General features: G+C 67.8%; 17 protein-coding genes and 1 tRNA gene. 9 read left to right on the top strand and 9 right to left on the bottom strand.

What is annotated here, in order from left to right; genetic code table 11:
* Positions 1-123: 123 nt before the first annotated feature.
* Positions 124-357: a helix-turn-helix transcriptional regulator gene (locus tag CS1GBM4_RS04945; RefSeq protein ID WP_186417588.1), complete on the bottom strand. Its 234-nt coding sequence runs from the start codon at positions 355-357 to the stop codon at positions 124-126.
* 108 nt (positions 358-465) lie between these two features.
* On the opposite strand from CS1GBM4_RS04945, the gene CS1GBM4_RS04950 reads away from it, so the two are divergent.
* The 3 genes from CS1GBM4_RS04950 (at position 466) to CS1GBM4_RS04960 (ending at position 2,100) form a co-directional block, all read left to right on the top strand.
* The gene (locus CS1GBM4_RS04950) at positions 466-1,428 is read left to right on the top strand and encodes an IS1595 family transposase (protein WP_186417589.1); all 963 of its coding nucleotides are present in this window, start codon (positions 466-468) and stop codon (positions 1,426-1,428) included.
* A gap of 41 nt (positions 1,429-1,469) precedes the next feature.
* The gene (locus CS1GBM4_RS04955; protein ID WP_186417590.1) at positions 1,470-1,943 is read left to right on the top strand and encodes a hypothetical protein; all 474 of its coding nucleotides are present in this window, start codon (positions 1,470-1,472) and stop codon (positions 1,941-1,943) included.
* Positions 1,944-2,022: 79 nt separating this feature from the next.
* Positions 2,023-2,100: transfer RNA gene (locus CS1GBM4_RS04960), tRNA-Thr, on the top strand.
* Positions 2,101-2,201: 101 nt separating this feature from the next.
* On the opposite strand, the gene CS1GBM4_RS04965 is transcribed toward CS1GBM4_RS04960, so the two are convergent.
* Complete coding sequence (locus CS1GBM4_RS04965) at positions 2,202-2,645, bottom strand: hypothetical protein (protein WP_186417591.1); 444 nt, start codon at positions 2,643-2,645, stop codon at positions 2,202-2,204.
* Between the two features lie 132 nt (positions 2,646-2,777).
* On the opposite strand from CS1GBM4_RS04965, the gene CS1GBM4_RS04970 reads away from it, so the two are divergent.
* From CS1GBM4_RS04970 to CS1GBM4_RS04980, 3 genes are all read left to right on the top strand, one after another.
* The gene (locus CS1GBM4_RS04970) at positions 2,778-4,256 is read left to right on the top strand and encodes a cobyric acid synthase (protein ID WP_186417592.1); all 1,479 of its coding nucleotides are present in this window, start codon (positions 2,778-2,780) and stop codon (positions 4,254-4,256) included.
* Positions 4,257-4,410: 154 nt separating this feature from the next.
* Complete coding sequence (locus CS1GBM4_RS04975; protein WP_186417593.1) at positions 4,411-5,007, top strand: TetR family transcriptional regulator; 597 nt, start codon at positions 4,411-4,413, stop codon at positions 5,005-5,007.
* A gap of 58 nt (positions 5,008-5,065) precedes the next feature.
* A complete protein-coding gene (locus tag CS1GBM4_RS04980) occupies positions 5,066-7,033 on the top strand; it encodes an SDR family NAD(P)-dependent oxidoreductase (protein WP_186417594.1) in 1,968 nt (655 codons plus the stop codon).
* On the opposite strand, the gene CS1GBM4_RS04985 is transcribed toward CS1GBM4_RS04980, so the two are convergent.
* Together CS1GBM4_RS04985 and CS1GBM4_RS04990 are read right to left on the bottom strand one after the other, a co-directional pair.
* Positions 6,954-7,886, bottom strand: coding sequence for an NAD-dependent epimerase/dehydratase family protein (locus CS1GBM4_RS04985; RefSeq protein ID WP_186417595.1), 933 nt, complete (start codon positions 7,884-7,886; stop codon positions 6,954-6,956). The genes CS1GBM4_RS04980 and CS1GBM4_RS04985 overlap by 80 nt on opposite strands.
* Positions 7,883-8,902: a glycosyl transferase gene (locus tag CS1GBM4_RS04990; RefSeq protein WP_244607058.1), complete on the bottom strand. Its 1,020-nt coding sequence runs from the start codon at positions 8,900-8,902 to the stop codon at positions 7,883-7,885. The genes CS1GBM4_RS04985 and CS1GBM4_RS04990 overlap by 4 nt, the downstream gene beginning before the upstream one ends.
* Positions 8,903-8,973: 71 nt before the next feature.
* Between CS1GBM4_RS04990 and mmcB the strand changes: the two genes are divergently transcribed.
* Positions 8,974-9,444, top strand: a complete 471-nt coding sequence (mmcB, locus tag CS1GBM4_RS04995; protein WP_280177675.1) for a DNA repair putative endonuclease MmcB — start codon at positions 8,974-8,976, stop codon at positions 9,442-9,444.
* Positions 9,445-9,476: 32 nt separating this feature from the next.
* Here mmcB and CS1GBM4_RS05000 read toward each other — a convergent pair whose 3' ends face one another.
* The 3 genes from CS1GBM4_RS05000 to CS1GBM4_RS05010 all read right to left on the bottom strand — a co-directional run bounded on the left by CS1GBM4_RS05000 (position 9,477) and on the right by CS1GBM4_RS05010 (position 11,943).
* On the bottom strand, positions 9,477-9,923 hold the full coding sequence (locus tag CS1GBM4_RS05000; protein ID WP_244607059.1) for a group III truncated hemoglobin: 447 nt from the start codon (positions 9,921-9,923) through the stop codon (positions 9,477-9,479).
* 17 nt (positions 9,924-9,940) lie between these two features.
* On the bottom strand, positions 9,941-10,510 hold the full coding sequence (locus tag CS1GBM4_RS05005; RefSeq protein WP_186417719.1) for an ActR/PrrA/RegA family redox response regulator transcription factor: 570 nt from the start codon (positions 10,508-10,510) through the stop codon (positions 9,941-9,943).
* A gap of 83 nt (positions 10,511-10,593) precedes the next feature.
* On the bottom strand, positions 10,594-11,943 hold the full coding sequence (locus tag CS1GBM4_RS05010) for an ActS/PrrB/RegB family redox-sensitive histidine kinase (protein ID WP_186417720.1): 1,350 nt from the start codon (positions 11,941-11,943) through the stop codon (positions 10,594-10,596).
* A gap of 182 nt (positions 11,944-12,125) precedes the next feature.
* On the opposite strand from CS1GBM4_RS05010, the gene phaZ reads away from it, so the two are divergent.
* The gene (gene phaZ / locus CS1GBM4_RS05015; RefSeq protein ID WP_186417596.1) at positions 12,126-13,427 is read left to right on the top strand and encodes a polyhydroxyalkanoate depolymerase; all 1,302 of its coding nucleotides are present in this window, start codon (positions 12,126-12,128) and stop codon (positions 13,425-13,427) included.
* Between the two features lie 9 nt (positions 13,428-13,436).
* Here the strand turns inward: phaZ and rhuM are convergent, their stop codons facing one another.
* Entirely contained in the window at positions 13,437-14,468 is a 1,032-nt protein-coding gene (gene rhuM, locus CS1GBM4_RS05020; protein ID WP_186417597.1) for a RhuM family protein, read from the bottom strand.
* Positions 14,469-14,640: 172 nt separating this feature from the next.
* Here rhuM and CS1GBM4_RS05025 point away from each other — a divergent pair, with 172 nt between their 5' ends.
* Positions 14,641-15,381: a SprT family zinc-dependent metalloprotease gene (locus tag CS1GBM4_RS05025; RefSeq protein WP_186417598.1), complete on the top strand. Its 741-nt coding sequence runs from the start codon at positions 14,641-14,643 to the stop codon at positions 15,379-15,381.
* 10 nt (positions 15,382-15,391) lie between these two features.
* Here the strand turns inward: CS1GBM4_RS05025 and CS1GBM4_RS05030 are convergent, their stop codons facing one another.
* Positions 15,392-16,933 carry an MFS transporter gene (locus tag CS1GBM4_RS05030; RefSeq protein WP_186417599.1) on the bottom strand — a complete coding sequence of 514 codons (1,542 nt, stop codon included), beginning with the start codon at positions 16,931-16,933 and terminating at the stop codon, positions 15,392-15,394.
* Between the last annotated feature and the right edge of the window lie 24 nt (positions 16,934-16,957).

Here is a 16,957-nt window from a genome sequence, read left to right on the forward strand (position 1 = left end):
GGCAGCAGCGGCTCGATCAGCCGCCACTCCGCTTCGCTCAGATCGTATCGCGCCATCAAAGCCTCCTGACGGAGACGTTGAATCAGCCAAGACCAGCGGCGGCAACCTTTATGGGTTCAGAACCTAGTTCGCCGCCTGCGGCGAGAGCGTGACCGACAATGCGCCGCCGTCGCTCGAAACCGACACTCCCTTTGCCCGAAACGCAGCTTCGATTGCCGCTAGATTGTTGGCAATGGGAACCCGCCTACCGGCCTCGTAATCCCGTACCGTCGAATTCGACACGTTCGCGGCGCCGGCCAGATCGGATTGCGACCAGTCCAGAAACCCACGAGCTGCACGGCACTGTTCGGGCGTCATTACCTACGCCTAGCGCTGGCGCATTTTTCAGTCAACCCCAACGAATAGTGTTGACATCACTCATCTCCGCGGATATCGCCAACGTCAACGATTTTCGTTGGCGAAGGCATGGCACAGCACTTCCTCCTCTCCTCTGCGGCTCGCACCCTCTCGCTGGTGACGGTTGCGCGCATGTCGGACGAGGAAGCCCACAAGGCCTTTCGCATGATCCGGTGGTGCGACACCGGCGGTGAGCCGGTCTGCCCCCGCTGCCAGTGCGGCGCGGTCTACAGCTACAAGACCCGCAAGCTCTATAAGTGCCAGGGCTGCACGCATCAGTTTTCGGTCACGTCCGGCACGATCTTCGCCAGCCGCAAGCTCGCCATCCGCGACTATCTGCTCGCCATCGCGATCTTCGTGAAGGGCGCCAAGGGCCATTCGGCCTTGCAGCTCTCGCGCGACATCAACGTCCAGTACAAGACCGCTTACGTCCTGTCGCACAAGCTGCGCGAGGCGATGGCTGCCGAAATGGCTGAGGCGACGGTCGGCGGTACGGTCGAGGTGGACGGCGGCTATTTCGGTGGCCACGTCCGCCCGGCGAACTACAAGGAGAACCGCCGGGACCGTCGCCTTGCCAAGAACCAGAATGGCAAGCGCCGTGTCGTGGTGGTGATGCGCGAGCGCGGTGGCCGCACGCTGCCGTTCGTCTTCAAGAGCGAGGGTGCTTCACTCTCGACTATCGGCCAGCGCGTGCAGGCGTCTGCAACGGTTCACGCTGACGAAGCCCTGCATTGGGGCGAGCTGCACACCTTCTATCTGACGAAGCGGATCAACCACAGCGAGGCGTACTCTGACGGCGAGGCTTGCACCAATCAGGCGGAAAGTTTCTTTTCTCGCCTGCGCCGCGCTGAGATCGGCACGCACCATCACATCGCCGGCCCGTACCTCAATGCCTACTCGTCGGAGATGGCTTGGCGCGAGGATCATCGCCGCGTGAGCAATGGTGAGCAGTACCTTATGGTTGCCAGCGCTGCGCTCGCGCATCCCGTCAGCCGGCAGTGGAAGGGCTATTGGCAGCGTAGCGCCATATGAGGGATTCGACTCAAGAGTATGCACCATGTCATACTCCGGCCATGGCGAAGGTTGCAAAGCTCCACAGCAAAGGACCACCTGCCCGCAGCAGGGTGGCGCGCCCATCAGTTGATGCGGCGGAATCAATCAAACTACTACTGTCCCCGCTCACCCAAGAAGAGCGCGAGCACGTGCTGGCTGAGATTGAGCAGTATATACGCCCCGTTCCAGTGGCCAAGGCTGGCGATGTTCTCGGCGCGATAGTCAAATTCCTACCGCGGAAAGGAACTTTGACCGTTGATGACTTCAAGGCTGCTGTAAAGAAAACCGGCTTGGAGGCAAAGCCAAAGGAAATCTACAACGCTATTGGCTACCTTAATCGAAAAGGACACATCCGCAGAATCGGCTACGGGAGGTATATTGTCGACGGTGTCGAAGTGATTACCGCTGACGACCTTGGCGGGGAAACCGCTCGCCACGAAGACGATTATCGGACGGATGTTGGAAACCGGCTTGCCCCGAAGGAGCGAAAGTAGGATATTGATCAGACAAGGCCTCGGCCGGCGCGTCTGAGTGAGTGTTCGAGACTCACTCAGACGCTAGGCCGTAGCCTTCGCGCCCGTAGCTCAGCTGGATAGAGCGTGCGGAATGGTATCCCTCAGGTCGCAGGTTCGAATCCTGCCGGGCGCGCCATCCTACTTCGCCACTGCGCATTTGAATCGTAGCATCCGTTTACACGGTTGTGAATCGTGTTTCTGCAAATTGGTTATCGATTTTTCGTCATACTAATTTCGTTAGCATTTCTGGTGGTCGTTCAAATTCCCCCACAGCCGCACGCCGTCGCGTTTGCAAGGGCTTGCAATCTGCCCGCGCTTCAACTGCATGCTCAACGCCTGCACGACGCGATGAGCGACGGAGCTTCGCAGCACCTTGTCGCTTTCATCCATACCCTTCGCGCGCATCACGCGTAGCGCCAGCTCGCGCGTGTCCAGAGGCGATTCCAGCGCCAGCGCGGTGTGACATAGCTTCCCGATCTCGCGCGGCCGGAACAGCCTGCCTATGTCCATGTAGACGGGGAACTGCAAGGGTTCGTCGCCGACCTCGAATAGCCGGATGGTCGCGGACACGTTCGCGAGATCGCGCCGCGCCTGCGCCAGCTTATCCTCATAGAGCTTGATCGCCTCGTTTATGGCGTCGCGCTTGCGGCGGAGGGTGTTCAAAACCTGGGGGTCGCTCATCGCCAAAGGCTAGACCAACGATTCCCGTTGGAGTAGGTCCTTTTAGGTGAGATTGCTACCTAATGCCGAGCTTTTCCGGAGGCGGATGCGTGAGCCGTTTCCGGCCGGCGCGAAAGCGCGCTAGGCAGGGCCATGCGTTCTTCTCGCCACCCTCCCGCGCTGATGCTGCTCGGTACCGGCTCCAATGTCGGCAAGTCGCTCATCGTCGCCGGTCTCTGCCGTCTCTTCGCCGATCGCGGGCTGAAGGTCCGCCCGTTCAAGCCGCAGAACATGTCGAACAATGCCGCCGCCACCGCGCAGGGCGAGATCGGCCGGGCCCAGGCGCTGCAGGCGCGTGCGGCCCGGATCGCGCCGCATGTCGACATGAATCCGGTGCTGCTCAAGCCCGAGGGCGAGCGCGGCAGCCAGGTCATCCTGCAGGGCCGCGTCGCCGGCCATCTCTCGTCGGGGGATTTCAGCCGTCGCGGCGATTTCCTGCCCAAGGTGCTGGAGAGCTTCGAGCGCCTGTGCGACGGCGCCGATCTCGTCCTGGTCGAAGGGGCGGGCTCGCCGGCCGAGACCAATCTGCGCGCCCGCGACATCGCCAATCTCGGCTTCGCGCGCGCTGCGGGCGTACCGGCCGTGATCATCGGCGATATCGACCGGGGCGGGGTGATCGCCAGCCTGATCGGTACCCATGCCGTGCTCGACGCCGACGACCGGGCGATGATTCGCGGCTTCGCGATCAATCGCTTCCGCGGCGACGTCGCCCTGTTCGAGCCGGCGCTCGCCACCATCACCCGGGCGACGGGCTGGCCGAGCCTCGGCGTGGTGCCCTGGTTCGCGGACGCCGCGCGCCTGCCGGCCGAGGACGGGCTCGACCTCGTCCGGGGCGCGACGGCCCGCGGCGGTGCGCTGAAGATCGCCGTGCCCGTGCTGCCCGGCATCGCCAATTTCGACGATCTCGATCCGCTCAAGCTCGAGCCCGCAGTCGAACTCGTCTTCGTCCGCCCCGGCACGCCGCTGCCGGGGGATGCCGCTCTCGTGATCCTGCCGGGCTCGAAGACCACGCTGCGCGATCTCGCACGGCTGCGCGCGGAAGGCTGGGACATCGACATCCTCGCCCATCGCCGCCGCGGCGGCCATGTGCTCGGCCTCTGCGGCGGCTACCAGATGCTCGGCAGGACCGTGCGCGATCCGCTCGGCCTCGAAGGACCGGCCGGGGCGGCGCCCGGTCTCGGCCTGCTCGAGATCGACACCGAGCTCACCGCCGACAAGACCGTCAGGGAGGTCATGGTCGAGCATCCCGGCAGCGGTACCGCCGGGCGCGCCTACGAGATCCATCTCGGCCGCAGCGAAGGACCCGACCGGGCGCGGGCGCCGTTCCGCGTCGGGGAGCGTCCGGAAGGCGCCCGCAGCGCCGACGGCAAGGTCGTCGGAACCTATCTCCACGGTGTCCTCGCCTCCGATCCGCTGCGCCGGGCCTGGCTCGGGAGCCTGGCCGGCGGCCCGCTCGCGATCGGGGAGGCCTACGAACCGGCGGTTGAGGCGGCGCTCGATGCGCTCGCCGCCCATCTCGAGCGCCATCTCGACATTGCGAGACTGCTCGAACTGGCGCGGTCGCGCTCCTGACACCGGGCGGGAGCCCGGCGAAAAATTGTCAGGAGGGTGCAAATAAAGCTTTGCTGTTCAAATTGTTGACGAATGACGAAATTCGTCATATTAAGAAATGGCGTCCGAGGGCGGCCTACAGGATCACGTCATCAGACCGGGAAACTGCCCTGGCATGAGCACATCAGAGCGCGATACACGGCACGAGATCATCGACGTCGCCGAGCGGTTCTTCCGCCAGATCGGCTATCAGAAGACGACGGTCGCCGACATCGCCAAGTCGCTGCGCATGAGCCCGGCGAATGTCTACCGTTTCTTCGACTCGAAGAAGGCGATCAACGAGGCGGTCGCCGAACGCTCGATGACCGAGCTCGAGGCGACCGTCGCCGCGATCGCCGGCGAGAAGCGGCCCGCCGTCGAGCGCCTGCGCGACATCCTCGCCGCGACCTGCCGCATCAGCGCCGCCCGCTATCTCGACAATCACCGCCTGCACGAGATGGTGGCCTGCGCCATGGAGGAGAGCTGGGACGTCATCCGCGGCCATATCGAGCGCTATGACGCGATCCTGCGCGTCGTCGTCGCCGACGGCATCGCCAAGGGCGAGTTCACCGCCCGCGATCCGATCACGGCGACCCGGTGCGTGCGCATGGCGATGATGCGCTTCTATCACCCGCTCCTCCTCGGCCAATGCGCCGAACTGCCCGGGCCGAGCGTCGAGGAGATGATCGACTTCGTCCTCGCTGGATTGGGGGCTGCGCGCCCGGCGGCCTGACCGGCTGCTTCCAGCCTGCGTTGACAAGGCGCCGAGGGAGCGGGATACCCCGCCGCGCATGCTGAACCTCTCCAAACAGAGCGCCAAGAAGCTCGCCGTCATCGCCCATGACCTGGCGATGACCGCGCTCGCGGTCGTCTTCGTCTTCGCCGTTCGCTTCGAGGGCTGGCTGTTCGAGGAGCGGATGCGGCAATTGCCGACGATCCTGCCGTTCTTCGTCGCCTATGCCGGCGCGATCTACTGGTTCTTCCAGCTCTACCGCTCGAAATGGCGCTTCGCTTCGCTGCCGGACCTCTCGAACATCGTCCGGGCGGTGACGGTCCTGACCCTGACCCTGCTGGTCGTGGACTACGTCCTGGTCGCGCCGAACTTCTACGGCTACTTCTTCTTCGGCAAGATCACCATCGCGCTCTACTGGCTGGTGCAGATCGCGCTGCTCGGCGGCCCGCGCCTGGCCTATCGCTACTTCAAGTACTCCCGCTCCAAGCACCAGGCGGCGCGCGAGGCGACGCTGCCGGCCCTCCTGCTCGGCCGGGGCGTCGAGGTCGAGATGGTCATCCGCGCCATGGAGTCGGGGGCGATGGGCAAGATGCGCCCGGCCGGCATCCTGACGCCGCGGCCGGACGATCTCGGCCAGTCGATCCGCGGCGTGCCGGTGCTCGGCCTGCTGGCGCAGATGGAGACGGTCGCGACCGACGCCGGCGAGCGTGGCGAGCCGTTCCGCCGCATCGTCGCGACGCCGAGCGCCCTGGCGCCGGAGGCCGAGCCCGACAAATGGCTCGCCCGCACGCGCAAGCTCGCCATTCCGATCTCGCGCCTCGATACGCTCGGCGAGAGCATGCGCGGCAGCGAACTGGCGCCGCTCGAGATCGAGGATCTCTTGGTGCGGCCCTCGGTCAAGATCGACCGCGAGCGGCTCGGGCGCTTCCTCAAGGGCAAACGCGTCGTCGTCACCGGTGGCGGTGGCTCGATCGGCTCCGAGATCTGCCTGCGCTGTGCCGCCTTCGGAGCGGCCGAGCTGCTCGTCGTCGAGAACTCCGAACCGGCGCTGTTCCACGTCACCGAGGCGCTGGCGGCACAGGACCTGCCGGTCCGGATCACCGGCGCGCTCGCCGATGTCCGCGACGAGGCGCGCATCGGCGAGCTGTTCAAGGCCTTCGCGCCCGATATCGTCATCCATGCCGCCGCGCTGAAGCACGTGCCCTATCTCGAGGCCGATTGGGGGGAGGGCATCAAGACCAACATCTTCGGCTCGGTCGTCGCCATCGAGGCCGCGATCGCCGCCGGAGCCGCGATCTTCGTGATGATCTCGACCGACAAGGCGATCGAGCCGGTTTCGATGCTGGGCGCGACCAAGCGCTTCGCCGAGATGTACGCCCAGGCGCGCGACGCCGAATTCGCCGCCGGGAACCGCGGCACGCGGCTGGTCGCGGTGCGTTTCGGCAACGTGCTCGGCTCGGTCGGCTCGGTGGTGCCGAAATTCAAGGCGCAGATCGAGCGCGGCGGCCCGGTCACGGTGACCAGCCCGGACATGATCCGCTATTTCATGACCATCCGCGAGGCCTGCGACCTCGTGCTCACCGCCGCCTCGCATGCGCCCGAGCACGAGGCGCAGGACGAGCGCGCCGCCGTCTACGTGCTGAAGATGGGCCAGCCGCTCAAGATCATCGACCTCGCCGAACGGATGATCCGCCTCGCCGGCTACGAGCCGGGCGTCGACATCGAGGTCGCGATCACCGGCGTCAGGCCGGGCGAGCGCCTGAACGAGATCCTCTTCGCCAAGGACGAGCCGATGGCCGAGACCGGCCTCGACGGCGTCATGGCCGCCAAGCCGGTCTTCGCCGGGCGCGCCCGCATGCGAGACTGGCTCGACGAGCTCCAGCGGGCGCTGGCCGCGCACGACCGGCTCGGCGCCGAGGCGGTGCTCGAGGCGGCGATCCCCGATTTCAGCCGGCGTCGGCCGGCGACGCCGCCAGCTGCGCCAGAGCAGCCTTCGTCTGCGCCGGCGGTCGCCAGCCGGCGCTGATCAGCGCCGCCGGCGAGGCGACCAGCCCGTTCGCCAGCCGCTCATAGGCGCCCTCGCGACCGGCGAGCCGCGCCGCCGCAGCCAGCAGCGGCGGCGGGACCGCGATCAGCCCCGGCCCGCGCCCGAGCCCGGCGCGCATGGCGGCGAGCATCTCCGCGACCGACAAGGGCTCCGGGTCCGCGACGATGTAGGCCCGCCGCGGCGGGCAAGCCTCGCTCAGGGCGAAAGCGACGGCTTCGGAGAGGTTCTCGATCGCGAGCAGCGAGCGCTTCGCCGACAGCGCGCCGAACGGCAGCGGCAGAGGCAGGCGGGCCAGTCTCGCGAGCGCGGCCATGTTGGCCTTGACGCCCGGCCCGTAGACCAGCACCGGCCGCAGCGCGACCCAGTCGAGGTCGAGCTCCGCCAGGCCGCGCTCGGCGGCCAGCTTGGAACGGCCATAGGCGTCGGTCGGTGCCGGCGGGTCGGCCTCGCTCAGCGCACGCGCCGCGATCGGCCCGCTCTGCGCCCGGATCGAGGACAGGAAGACGAGGCGCCGCACGCCCGCCGCCTGCGCGGCCCGCGCCAGCGCCAGCGTCGCATCGGTGTTGACCGCCCGGTAGCGCGCCTCGGGGATATCGCCGCCGGCATGAGCCAGCCCGGCGCCGTGGACGACATGGTCGACGCCGTCGAGGATGGGGCGCCAGTCGGTCGGCCCGCCGAGATCGCCGATCGCGACATGCTCGACGCCGGGAAGGGCGGGAGCCGCGCCGCGGCCGGCCGTGCGCACCCGATAGCCGCGGGCCGTGAGGTCGTGCAGCAGGTGCCGGCCGACGAAGCCGCTCGCGCCGGTGAGCAGGATGCGTTCATCGCTCACGGCCGCGCCCGCCGGCGCGAGAAGCGGCGCAGCAGGGCGCCGGTCAGCGCCAGCGCCGCCAGCAGGCAGGCCAGCTGCGACCAGGGCTCCGGCCGGGCGATGCTGAGCGCCGCGAGCGCGACCAGGCAGAGATTGAGCAGCGCGACCTGCGCCACGATCTCGATGACGCGGAAGCCGTGATCGGTCGCCTGCTGGTAGAAATGCGAGCGATGCGCCTGCCAGACCTTTTCGCCGCGCCCGAGGCGGCGGAAGAGCGTGATCGTCGAATCCATCACGTGATAGAGCGGCAGGATCAGCGCCGCAGCCAGCGCGCCGGTGCCGGCGAGGCGGTAGAGCAGATAGGCGCCGAGCAGGCCGAGCGGCAGCGCGCCGACATCGCCGAGGAAAATTCGCGCCACCGGCTTGTTGAACGGTGCGAAGCCGAGCAGCCCGCCGAGCAGCGCCGCGGCGAGCAGGCCGGTGGCGGGGTCGACGAGGCCGTAGCCGCCCGCGAGCGCGATCGCCCCGGTCAGCGGCACCAGCCCGGCGAGCGTGATCCAGTCGATCCCGTCCATGAAGTTGACGAGGTTGACGAACCAGGCGCCGGCGACGAGCGCCAGGCCGCGCTCGGCCCAGAGCGGCAGCGCCTCCGGCAGCAGGCGCAGCTCGGGCGCGGCGTGGAACACCACGATCCCGACGCACAGAATCTGCAACGGCAGGCGCAGGGCGGGCGAGAGCGGCCTGATGTCGTCCCAGGCGCCGACCAGGGCCAGCAAGGCGGCCGCGAGCATGACCAGCACGAGAGCCTGGCGGGCGCTCGCGTCGAGCGGGACGACGGCGAGCGCCAGCGCCAGCGCCAGGAAGGCTCCGGCGAGCACGGCGATGCCGCCGCCCTGCGGCGTCGGCTGCCGATGGCTGGAACGCGCGTTCGGGCGGGCCAGCGCGTAGCGCATCATCACGGGCCGCAGGGCGAGGCACAGCGCGAAGGCGAGGCCGGCGGCGACGGCGATCAGCAGGAGGGGGGTGAAGCGTTCCAAGGCGCGCGGACCATAGCCATAGCGGCCGTCGCTGCAAGGGGCACTTGCATTGGCGAGCACAAAAGCAGAACATGGCCGGCATGGACATCGCCGTTTCCGTCATCGAGCCGCCGCTTGCCCGGCCGGAGATCACCCGCGCCGTCTGCCGCGGCGCCGCGCGCCATCTGCGCGAGCGCGGCTATGCCATCGTCAAGGAAATGACCTTTTCCAATGGCCGGCGCGGCGACATCGTCGCACTCTCGCCCTCCGGCGAATTGCTGGTGGTCGAGGTCAAGTCGGGGATCGAGGATTACCGGGTCGACGGCAAATGGCCCGATTACCGCGACTATTGCGACGGCTTCCTCTTCGCGGTCGCGCCCGAATTCCCGCTGGAGATCCTGCCCGGCGATGTCGGCCTGATCGTCGCCGACGCCTTCGGCGGCGAGATGCTGCGCGAGCCGCCGCGTCACCAGCTGGCACCGGCGCGCCGGAAGATGCTGACCATCGCCTTCGCCAAACTGGCGGCAGCGCGTCTGGCGCTTCTCGAGGATCCGGGCGCCTAGAGCCGGAAAGGCGTGGTTCCGTCGGAGGAATGCTAGACTGCTGCCCGCTGCGGCAGGTCGAGCGCCTTCGGGCCGATGTTCAGGCTGATCTGCAGGCTGTCGGCGATGCGGCGGGCGCGGTCGACGAACAGGAAGGCGGCCGGGCCGGTGCAGAGCTCGGCGACGGTGGCCTCGAACAGCGAAAGCCAGCGCTCGAAATGCGCCGGTTCGAGACCGAGCCCCATATGAACCGCGTGCGGCTTGCCGCGATAGCGCCCGCTCATCAGCGTCACCGACGACCAGAAGTCGCGCAGCTTGGCGAGATGCGGCTCCCAATCCTCGCCGAGCCTGGCGAGGAAGATCGGGCCGAGCAGCGGATCCTGCCGGACCCGGCCGTAGAATGTCTCGACCAGCTCTGCGATCAGCGCCTCGGAAATCCGCTCCGGCAGCGGCGCGGAGCCTTGCCCGGACAGGTCGTCACCGTCTTTCTGGGAAGGCAACGCTCAATGCCTCGGGCTCATCGCGGCGCGCGCTTGGCGAGGATGCGCTGCAGGGTGCGCCGATGCATGCCGAGCCGGCGCGCCGTCTCGGAGACGTTGCGGCTGCACAGTTCATAGACGCGCTGGATATGCTCCCAGCGCACCCGGTCGGCCGACATCGGGTTCTCCGGCGGCACCGGGCGCGCATTCGGCCCCGCCGCCAGCGCCGAATGGATCTCGTCGGCGTCGGCGGGCTTGGCCAGGAAATCATAGGCGCCGAGCTTCACCGCGCTGACGGCGGTCGCGATGTTGCCATAGCCGGTGAGGACGACGCCGCGGGCATCCGGCCGCTTCTCCTTGAGGCGGGCGATCACATCGAGCCCGTTGCCGTCGCCGAGACGCAGGTCGATCACCGCGAAGGCGGGCGCGGCTTCCTCGACGGCCGCGAGCCCGGCCTGGACCGATTCGGCCGTCCGCACCGAATAGCCCCGCCCTTCCATGGCGCGGGCAAGGCGATTCAGGAACGGCTTGTCGTCGTCGACCAGCAGCAGGGACATGTCCCTGCCCGCCTCGTCGGTGGCCTGGCCTGAGGTCGGCGCCGTATCCATCGCCATCATCTCCTCCGGGCGATGCCTGCCCGGCTCAACATCCATTGTACCGATTGCGTGACGCGCTGAAACGTCGCAACGCCTCATTCTGTCGCATATGGGGCCAGAAGCTCGGGGTTTGAAGCCCCGGCGGGCCGGTCGTCGCGCTCGAAAACCATCCGCGGCCAGGTGATGCGGATGCTGGCGCCGGTCGCCGGCAGCGGCAGATTGGAGAATTCCAGCACCGCGCCGCTGCGCTCCAGCAGCGTCTTGGCGATGAACAGGCCGAGGCCGAGGCCGCCGCCGGCCCGCGATTCCTTGGCATGGGAGCGCGACAGATAGGGGTCGCCCGCCCGCATCAGCACCTCCGGCGGGAAGCCCGGCCCGTCGTCGGCGATCGTCAGCATGACGACGTCCTGCGTCCACTGCGCCGTGATCGTCACCTTGGAGCGGGCGAAGTCGACGGCGTTGTCGACGATGTTGCCGAGCCCGTAGATCATGCCGGGATTGCGCCGGCAGACCGGCTCCGGCTTCTCGCCCACGACCGCGATCTCGAAGGGCACGCCGAAGGGCCGCTGCGGTCCCGCCGCCTCTTCGATCAGCAGGCGAAGCGAGAGCTGGTCGAGCGGACCGGCATCGTCGTCCTGGAGCGAGGCCAGCTTGCCGAGGATGCCGCGGCAGCGCTCGACCTGCTCGCGCAGCAGCGTGATGTCCTCCGCCATCTCGCCCCCGGGCGGGGCCAGGCGCGAGAGTTCGCGGGCGACCAGGGCGATGGTGGCGAGCGGCGTGCCGAGCTCGTGCGCCGCGGCGGCGGCCAGTCCGTCGAGCTGCGAGAGGTGCTGCTCGCGGGCCAGCACGAGCTCCGTCGCCGCGAGCGCCTCCGACAGGTCGCGCGCCTCCTTGGCGACGCGCCAGGCATAGATGCCGGTGAAGCCGAGTCCGAGCAGCAAGGCGATCCAGTTGCCGACCTGGTATTGCGGCGGCAGCACCGGACGGTCCGCCCCGGCCCAGGGCAGGGGCCAGTGCAGGAAGACGAGCAGGGTCGCGAGCCCGGCCGCGAGCAGGCCCAGCGCCAGCGTGTGCCGCGGCGGCAGCGCCGTCGCCGAGATCATCACCGGCGCGAGGAACAGGATCGCGAACGGGTTCTGCAGGCCGCCGGTGAGGTAGAGCAGGGCCGCGAGCTGGAGGATGTCGAAGCCGAGCAGCGCCGTCGCCGCGCCCTCGCGCAGCCGATGGCTGAGCGGGAAGCGGATGCGCAGCGCGATGTTGAGCCAGGCCGAGACGGCGATGGCCAGGAAGCACCAGCCGAAGGGCAGGGAAAACCCGAGCCCGAAATGCACCCCCGCGACGGCGACGCTCTGGCCGGCGATCGCCAGCCAGCGCAGGCGCACCAGCGTGTCGAGCCGCAGATGGCGCGGCGCCGATCCGGGCGGCGAGGAGATGAGGTCGGCGATCGTCACGTCACGGCATCTCTGCAAGCCGAACGCCGGCGGGAAAGCAAGAATCTGTGGCTAATCGGCATCACAAGGAAATCTTAGCCGTTTGGACGATTGAATGAGAACAATTTCCACCTAGGCTGCGTTCCCTGTTGCGCTGCACCCTGGATGCGGCGCTGCGAAAGAGCGAAAGGGCCGCCATGTCGTTCGCCTATCACGCCTATGAAGCGGTTCACATGATGGTCAGCCCGGCGCGAGCCGTGTCGGACGCGATGCATCTCGCCTTCAAGAACCCCGCCAACCCGCTGACCTATACGCCGCTCGGACGCTCCATCGCCGCCTCCTGCGAATTGTTCGAGCGCACCACGCGCCGCTATGGCAAACCGGCCTTCGGCCTGGATACGACCACCATGAACGGCGTCAAGGTGCCGGTCGAGGAACGGGTCGTCTGGCAGCGCCCCTTCTGCAACCTGATCTATTTCGACCGCAATATCGAGAGCCGCCGCAAGCCGCAGCCGAAGGTGCTGCTGGTCGCGCCGATGTCCGGCCATTACGCGACGCTGCTGCGCGGCACGGTCGAGACCCTGCTGCCCGATCACGAGGTCTACATCACCGACTGGATCGACGCCCGCCTGGTGCCGCTTGCGGCCGGCAGCTTCGATCTCGACGATTACATCGACTACGTCATCGCCATGCTGCAGAAGCTCGGCCCCGACACCCATGTCATGGCCGTCTGCCAGCCGTCGGTGCCGGTGCTCGCGGCGATCGCGCGCATGGAGGCCGAGGGCGATCCGGCCTCGCCGCGGTCGATGACGCTGATGGGCGGCCCGATCGACACCCGCCGCTCGCCCACCGCGGTCAACCAGCTCGCCATGGAGCGCGGCATCGACTGGTTCCGCCGCAATTGCATCACCCGCGTGCCGTTTCCGCATCTCGGCGCCTTCCGCGAGGTCTATCCCGGCTTCCTGCAGCTCTCGGGCTTCATGGCGATGAACTTCGATCGCCATCTCACCGCGCATTACGAGATGTACAAGCATCTGATCGCCGGCGACGGCGATTCCGCCGAGAAGCATCGGGATTTCTATGACGAGTATCTCGCCGTCATGGACCTGACCGCGGAATTCTACCTGCAGACGGTCGACACGGTCTTCGTCAAGCATGCCCTGCCGAAGGGCGAGATGACGCATCGCGGCAAGCCGGTCGACCTCACCGCCATCCGCGGCGTCGCCCTGATGACGGTCGAGGGCGAGAACGACGACATCTCCGGCGTCGGCCAGACCAAGGCGGCGCATGATCTGTGCGTCAACATTCCCGACGACATGCGGGTCGAGTACCTGCAGAAGGGTGTCGGCCATTACGGCGTCTTCAACGGCTCGCGCTTCCGCGCCGAGATCGCGCCGCGCATCTCCGACTTCATGCTCAACCTCGACATGAAGGCGGCCAATGAGCGCCGCAGCGAGACCGCGGCGACCGCGCGCAAGGCCCTGAAGGTCGCGAGTTGAGCGAGGCGGCTATCGCCGGGGCCGTTTCGGCAGGCTTTTCGCCACGGCTGCAAGCTCGGCGACATGCGCGTCCGCCTCGTGACGGCGTTCCAGCTTCCTGCGGCGGTCAAATTCGAGATACTGTGCTTCGGCGCGGGCTTTCGCCTGATCCGCACTGATCGAGCCGCCGCCGCGGAGCACGGCGCGCCCGAGTTGCTGCAACTGTCGGTCGAGGAGCCGACGTGCATCCTCCATCATGACGAGCCGGCCGATGTCGAGCTGGTCTTCGAAGATGTCGAGCAGGATCGACGTCAGGCGGTTCAGTTCCGTGATCTCGGCGTCGGTGAGATAGTTCTTGGAGACCGTCGCGTCCTGCTTGCGTACATTGTCGGTTGGCCATGTCTGCAGGCCCATGTTCGGAGCCTTGGAGTCGGCGCGCTCCGTCAGGAGCTCGGCCGGCGTCTGCGAGGTCACGGCATAGACGAGCTTGGCCTGGACGCGCTGGTAAAAGATGCGGGCGGCCTCGCTCGATCCGTCATAGTCCTGGCACATCGAGCAGATTCGGCGCAGTTCCTGATAGAGGCTCGCTTCCTCGGAGCGGAGGTCGCGGATGACCTCGCGCAGTTCCGCGATCCGGTCGGTATTGCCGGGCTCCTTCAGCCGGCGGGTGTCGACGACGAAGCCCTTCTTGGCGAATTGGACGAGAACCCCGGTTGCCCAGCGGCGGAATAATGTCGCCTGCGCCGATGACACGCGGTAGCCGACCGAGATCACCATATCGAGGCTGTGGAGCGTAGCGGGCCTGCCGGTACTTGTTTGCACTTTTTGCAAAGAAGTCGCTTCCTCGAGTTCTCCCTCCTCGTAGATGTTGGCGATGTGCCGAGAGACAGTTGAAACATCGCGGCCAAAGAGCTGTCCGATCTGCGCCTGCGTCATCCAGAGCGTCTCGCCCTCATAGCGGATGTCGATCCGTAGGCCCTTCTCTGTCCCGTAGACGAGGAAAAGATCGCCGGTTTCGGCGTCTTCCTCCAGGCGAACCGGTTCGGTCTGATCGTGAGTCATCCGGGTCTCCGATTCCGGGCGGGAACAAACAGAATACACGATATCGGAAAGAGGCAAGCGGAGTGCGACAGCGATACGAAAACGAGACTGTTGTCTCATCCGCGAGGCGACGGGCCCGAACGGCGCCTCGTGCCCCTTCCGCTCGCCGCGCGAATCTCGCACAATTGCCGCGATGCGGTTCTCCCTGTTCAGGCGCAAGCCCGATCCCGACCGGATCGAGGTCGCCCATGCCGGCCTGCTCTATCCGGTCACCGTCAGGCGGCGCTCGACGGCGCGGCGGCTGACGCTGCGCGTCTCGCAGGCGACCGGCGAGATCACCCTGACCCTGCCCGAGCGCGTCGACTTCGGCACCGGCCGCGTCTTCGCCGAGAAGCATGGCGGCTGGATCGCGGCGCGCCTCGCCCGGCGCCCGCAGGGGGTACCCTTCGAGCCCGGAGCCGTTGTGCCGCTGCGCGGGGTGCCGCATCGCATCGTGCACTGGACCAAGGTGCGCGGCGTGACCTGCGCCACGGTTTCGGCCGAGGGCGAGCCGGTCATCGCGGTCTGCGGCGAGGCGGCGCATGTCGCGCGCCGGGTCAGGGATTTCCTCCGGCGCGAGGCGCTGGCCGACCTCGAGAAGGCGGTCCGCAGGCATACTGCGGTGCTCGGTATCCCGGCGCGCAAGATCACGCTGCGCGATACCACCAGCCGCTGGGGCTCATGCTCCTCCAGGGGCCATCTCAGCTTCTCCTGGCGCCTGATCCTCGCGCCGGCGCCGGTGCTCGACTATCTCGCCGCCCATGAGGTCGCCCATCTCAAGGAGATGAACCACTCGCACCGCTTCTGGGCGCTGACGCACAGGCTCTGCCCGCGCACCGACGAGGCGGAGGCCTGGCTCAAGCGCCACGGCGCCGGCCTGCACGGCTATGGCTGAGCCGCCATCATCAGCGCGCCTGACAGGACAGCACGCCCTTCGACCCTGATGTCCGGGCGAAGACCGCCAGACTCGCCGCGGCGAGCAGCCATACGCCGATCCCGCCATAGAGCATCACCGCCCCGAAGCCGTCGGCGAGCGCCTGACGGGCCAGCGCCGCCGGCAGGCCGGTCTCGGCGGCAAAGGGCGCGCCGGCGGCCACCGTCTCCGCTAGGCTGCGCAAGGTCGCCGCATCGGTACCGGGCGGGAGCCTGGCCGCGAGGGATGCGCGCACGCCCTCGACGAGGATGAAGCCCATCACGGCGATGTTGATGGCGAGAGAGATCATGCGTGCGCTCAGATCGATGCCCGAGGCCATGCCGGCGCGCCCGGCCGGGACGGCTGCGGTGGACGTGTTGGTGACCGGCGTGTTGGTGAGGCCGATGCCGATGCCGGAGAGCAGGCAGCCCGGCAGCATGGTGAGCCAGCTCGGCGAGGGCGCGGCGGTGCCGAGCTTCATCGCGACGAAGCCGAGCCCGATGGTGAAGAGCCCGGCGGGGATGACGGCGCCCGGCCGATAGCGCCGCAGCAGATGTTCGGCCAGGGGCGGGACCGCCAGGGTCGGCAGCGTATAGGCGAGCAGCACCAGCCCGGCGCCGAGCCCGTCATGGCCCAGTCCGGCCTCGAACCAGATCGGCAGGTAGATCATGAACGGCCAGTAGCTGACGTTCATCGCCGCTGCCCCGATGATCGCGCCGGAGAAGGCATGGATCCGGAAGACCGAGACATCGATCATCGGGCGGCTGACCGAGCCTTCGATGATGAGAAAGGCGACGAAACTCGCCGCCGCGAGCGCGAGGACGAGCAGAGCCTGCGGGCTGGCGAAGCCGAAGGCCGGGCCCTGGGTGATGAAATAGGCCAGGCAGAACACCGACAGCGACAAGGTCGCGATGCCGCCGAGATCGAGCCGCTCGGCCTCGGGGTCGCGCGATTCCCGCATCGCGACGAAGGCCAGGAGCGCCGTACCCGCGGCCGCCGGCGTATGGACCAGGAAGACCCATTGCCAGCCGACGAGCGCGACGATGGCGCTGCCGATGATCGGTCCGAAGCCGAGACCGATGCCGGCGACGACGCCCCAGACGCTGAAGGCCATCGCCCGCTCGGCCGGTTCGCGAAACTGCTGCGACAGGATGGCGACGCTGCAGATGAAGGCCGCCCCGCCACTCAGGCCCTGGAGCGCGCGGGCAATGACGAGCGTCGTCGCGTCCGGTGCGAGGCCGCAGGCCAGGGCGGCGGCGGCGAAGGCCGAGATGGCGATCAGGAAGACCCGCTTGCGTCCGTAGCGATCCGCGAGCGTGCCGGCGGCCATCAGGACGCCGGTCACCGCGATGGTGTAGGCGTTCATGATCCATTGCAGCTCCCTGAAGCTCGCCGGCAGGGCCTTTTCCAATGTCGGCAGGATCGCCGGCACGCTGGAGATCTCGAGACCGAACATCAGCGCCATCAGGCAGGCGGCGATGAGGGCCGGGGTGCCGCGCGAACGCGACGCCGGCAGCGTTTGGGTGACGTCCATGGGCTCGGATCTTTCCTGTCGGCG

The sequence above is a fragment of the Allobosea sp. CS1GBMeth4 genome, from assembly GCF_900185715.1.
GTDB lineage: Bacteria > Pseudomonadota > Alphaproteobacteria > Rhizobiales > Beijerinckiaceae > Allobosea.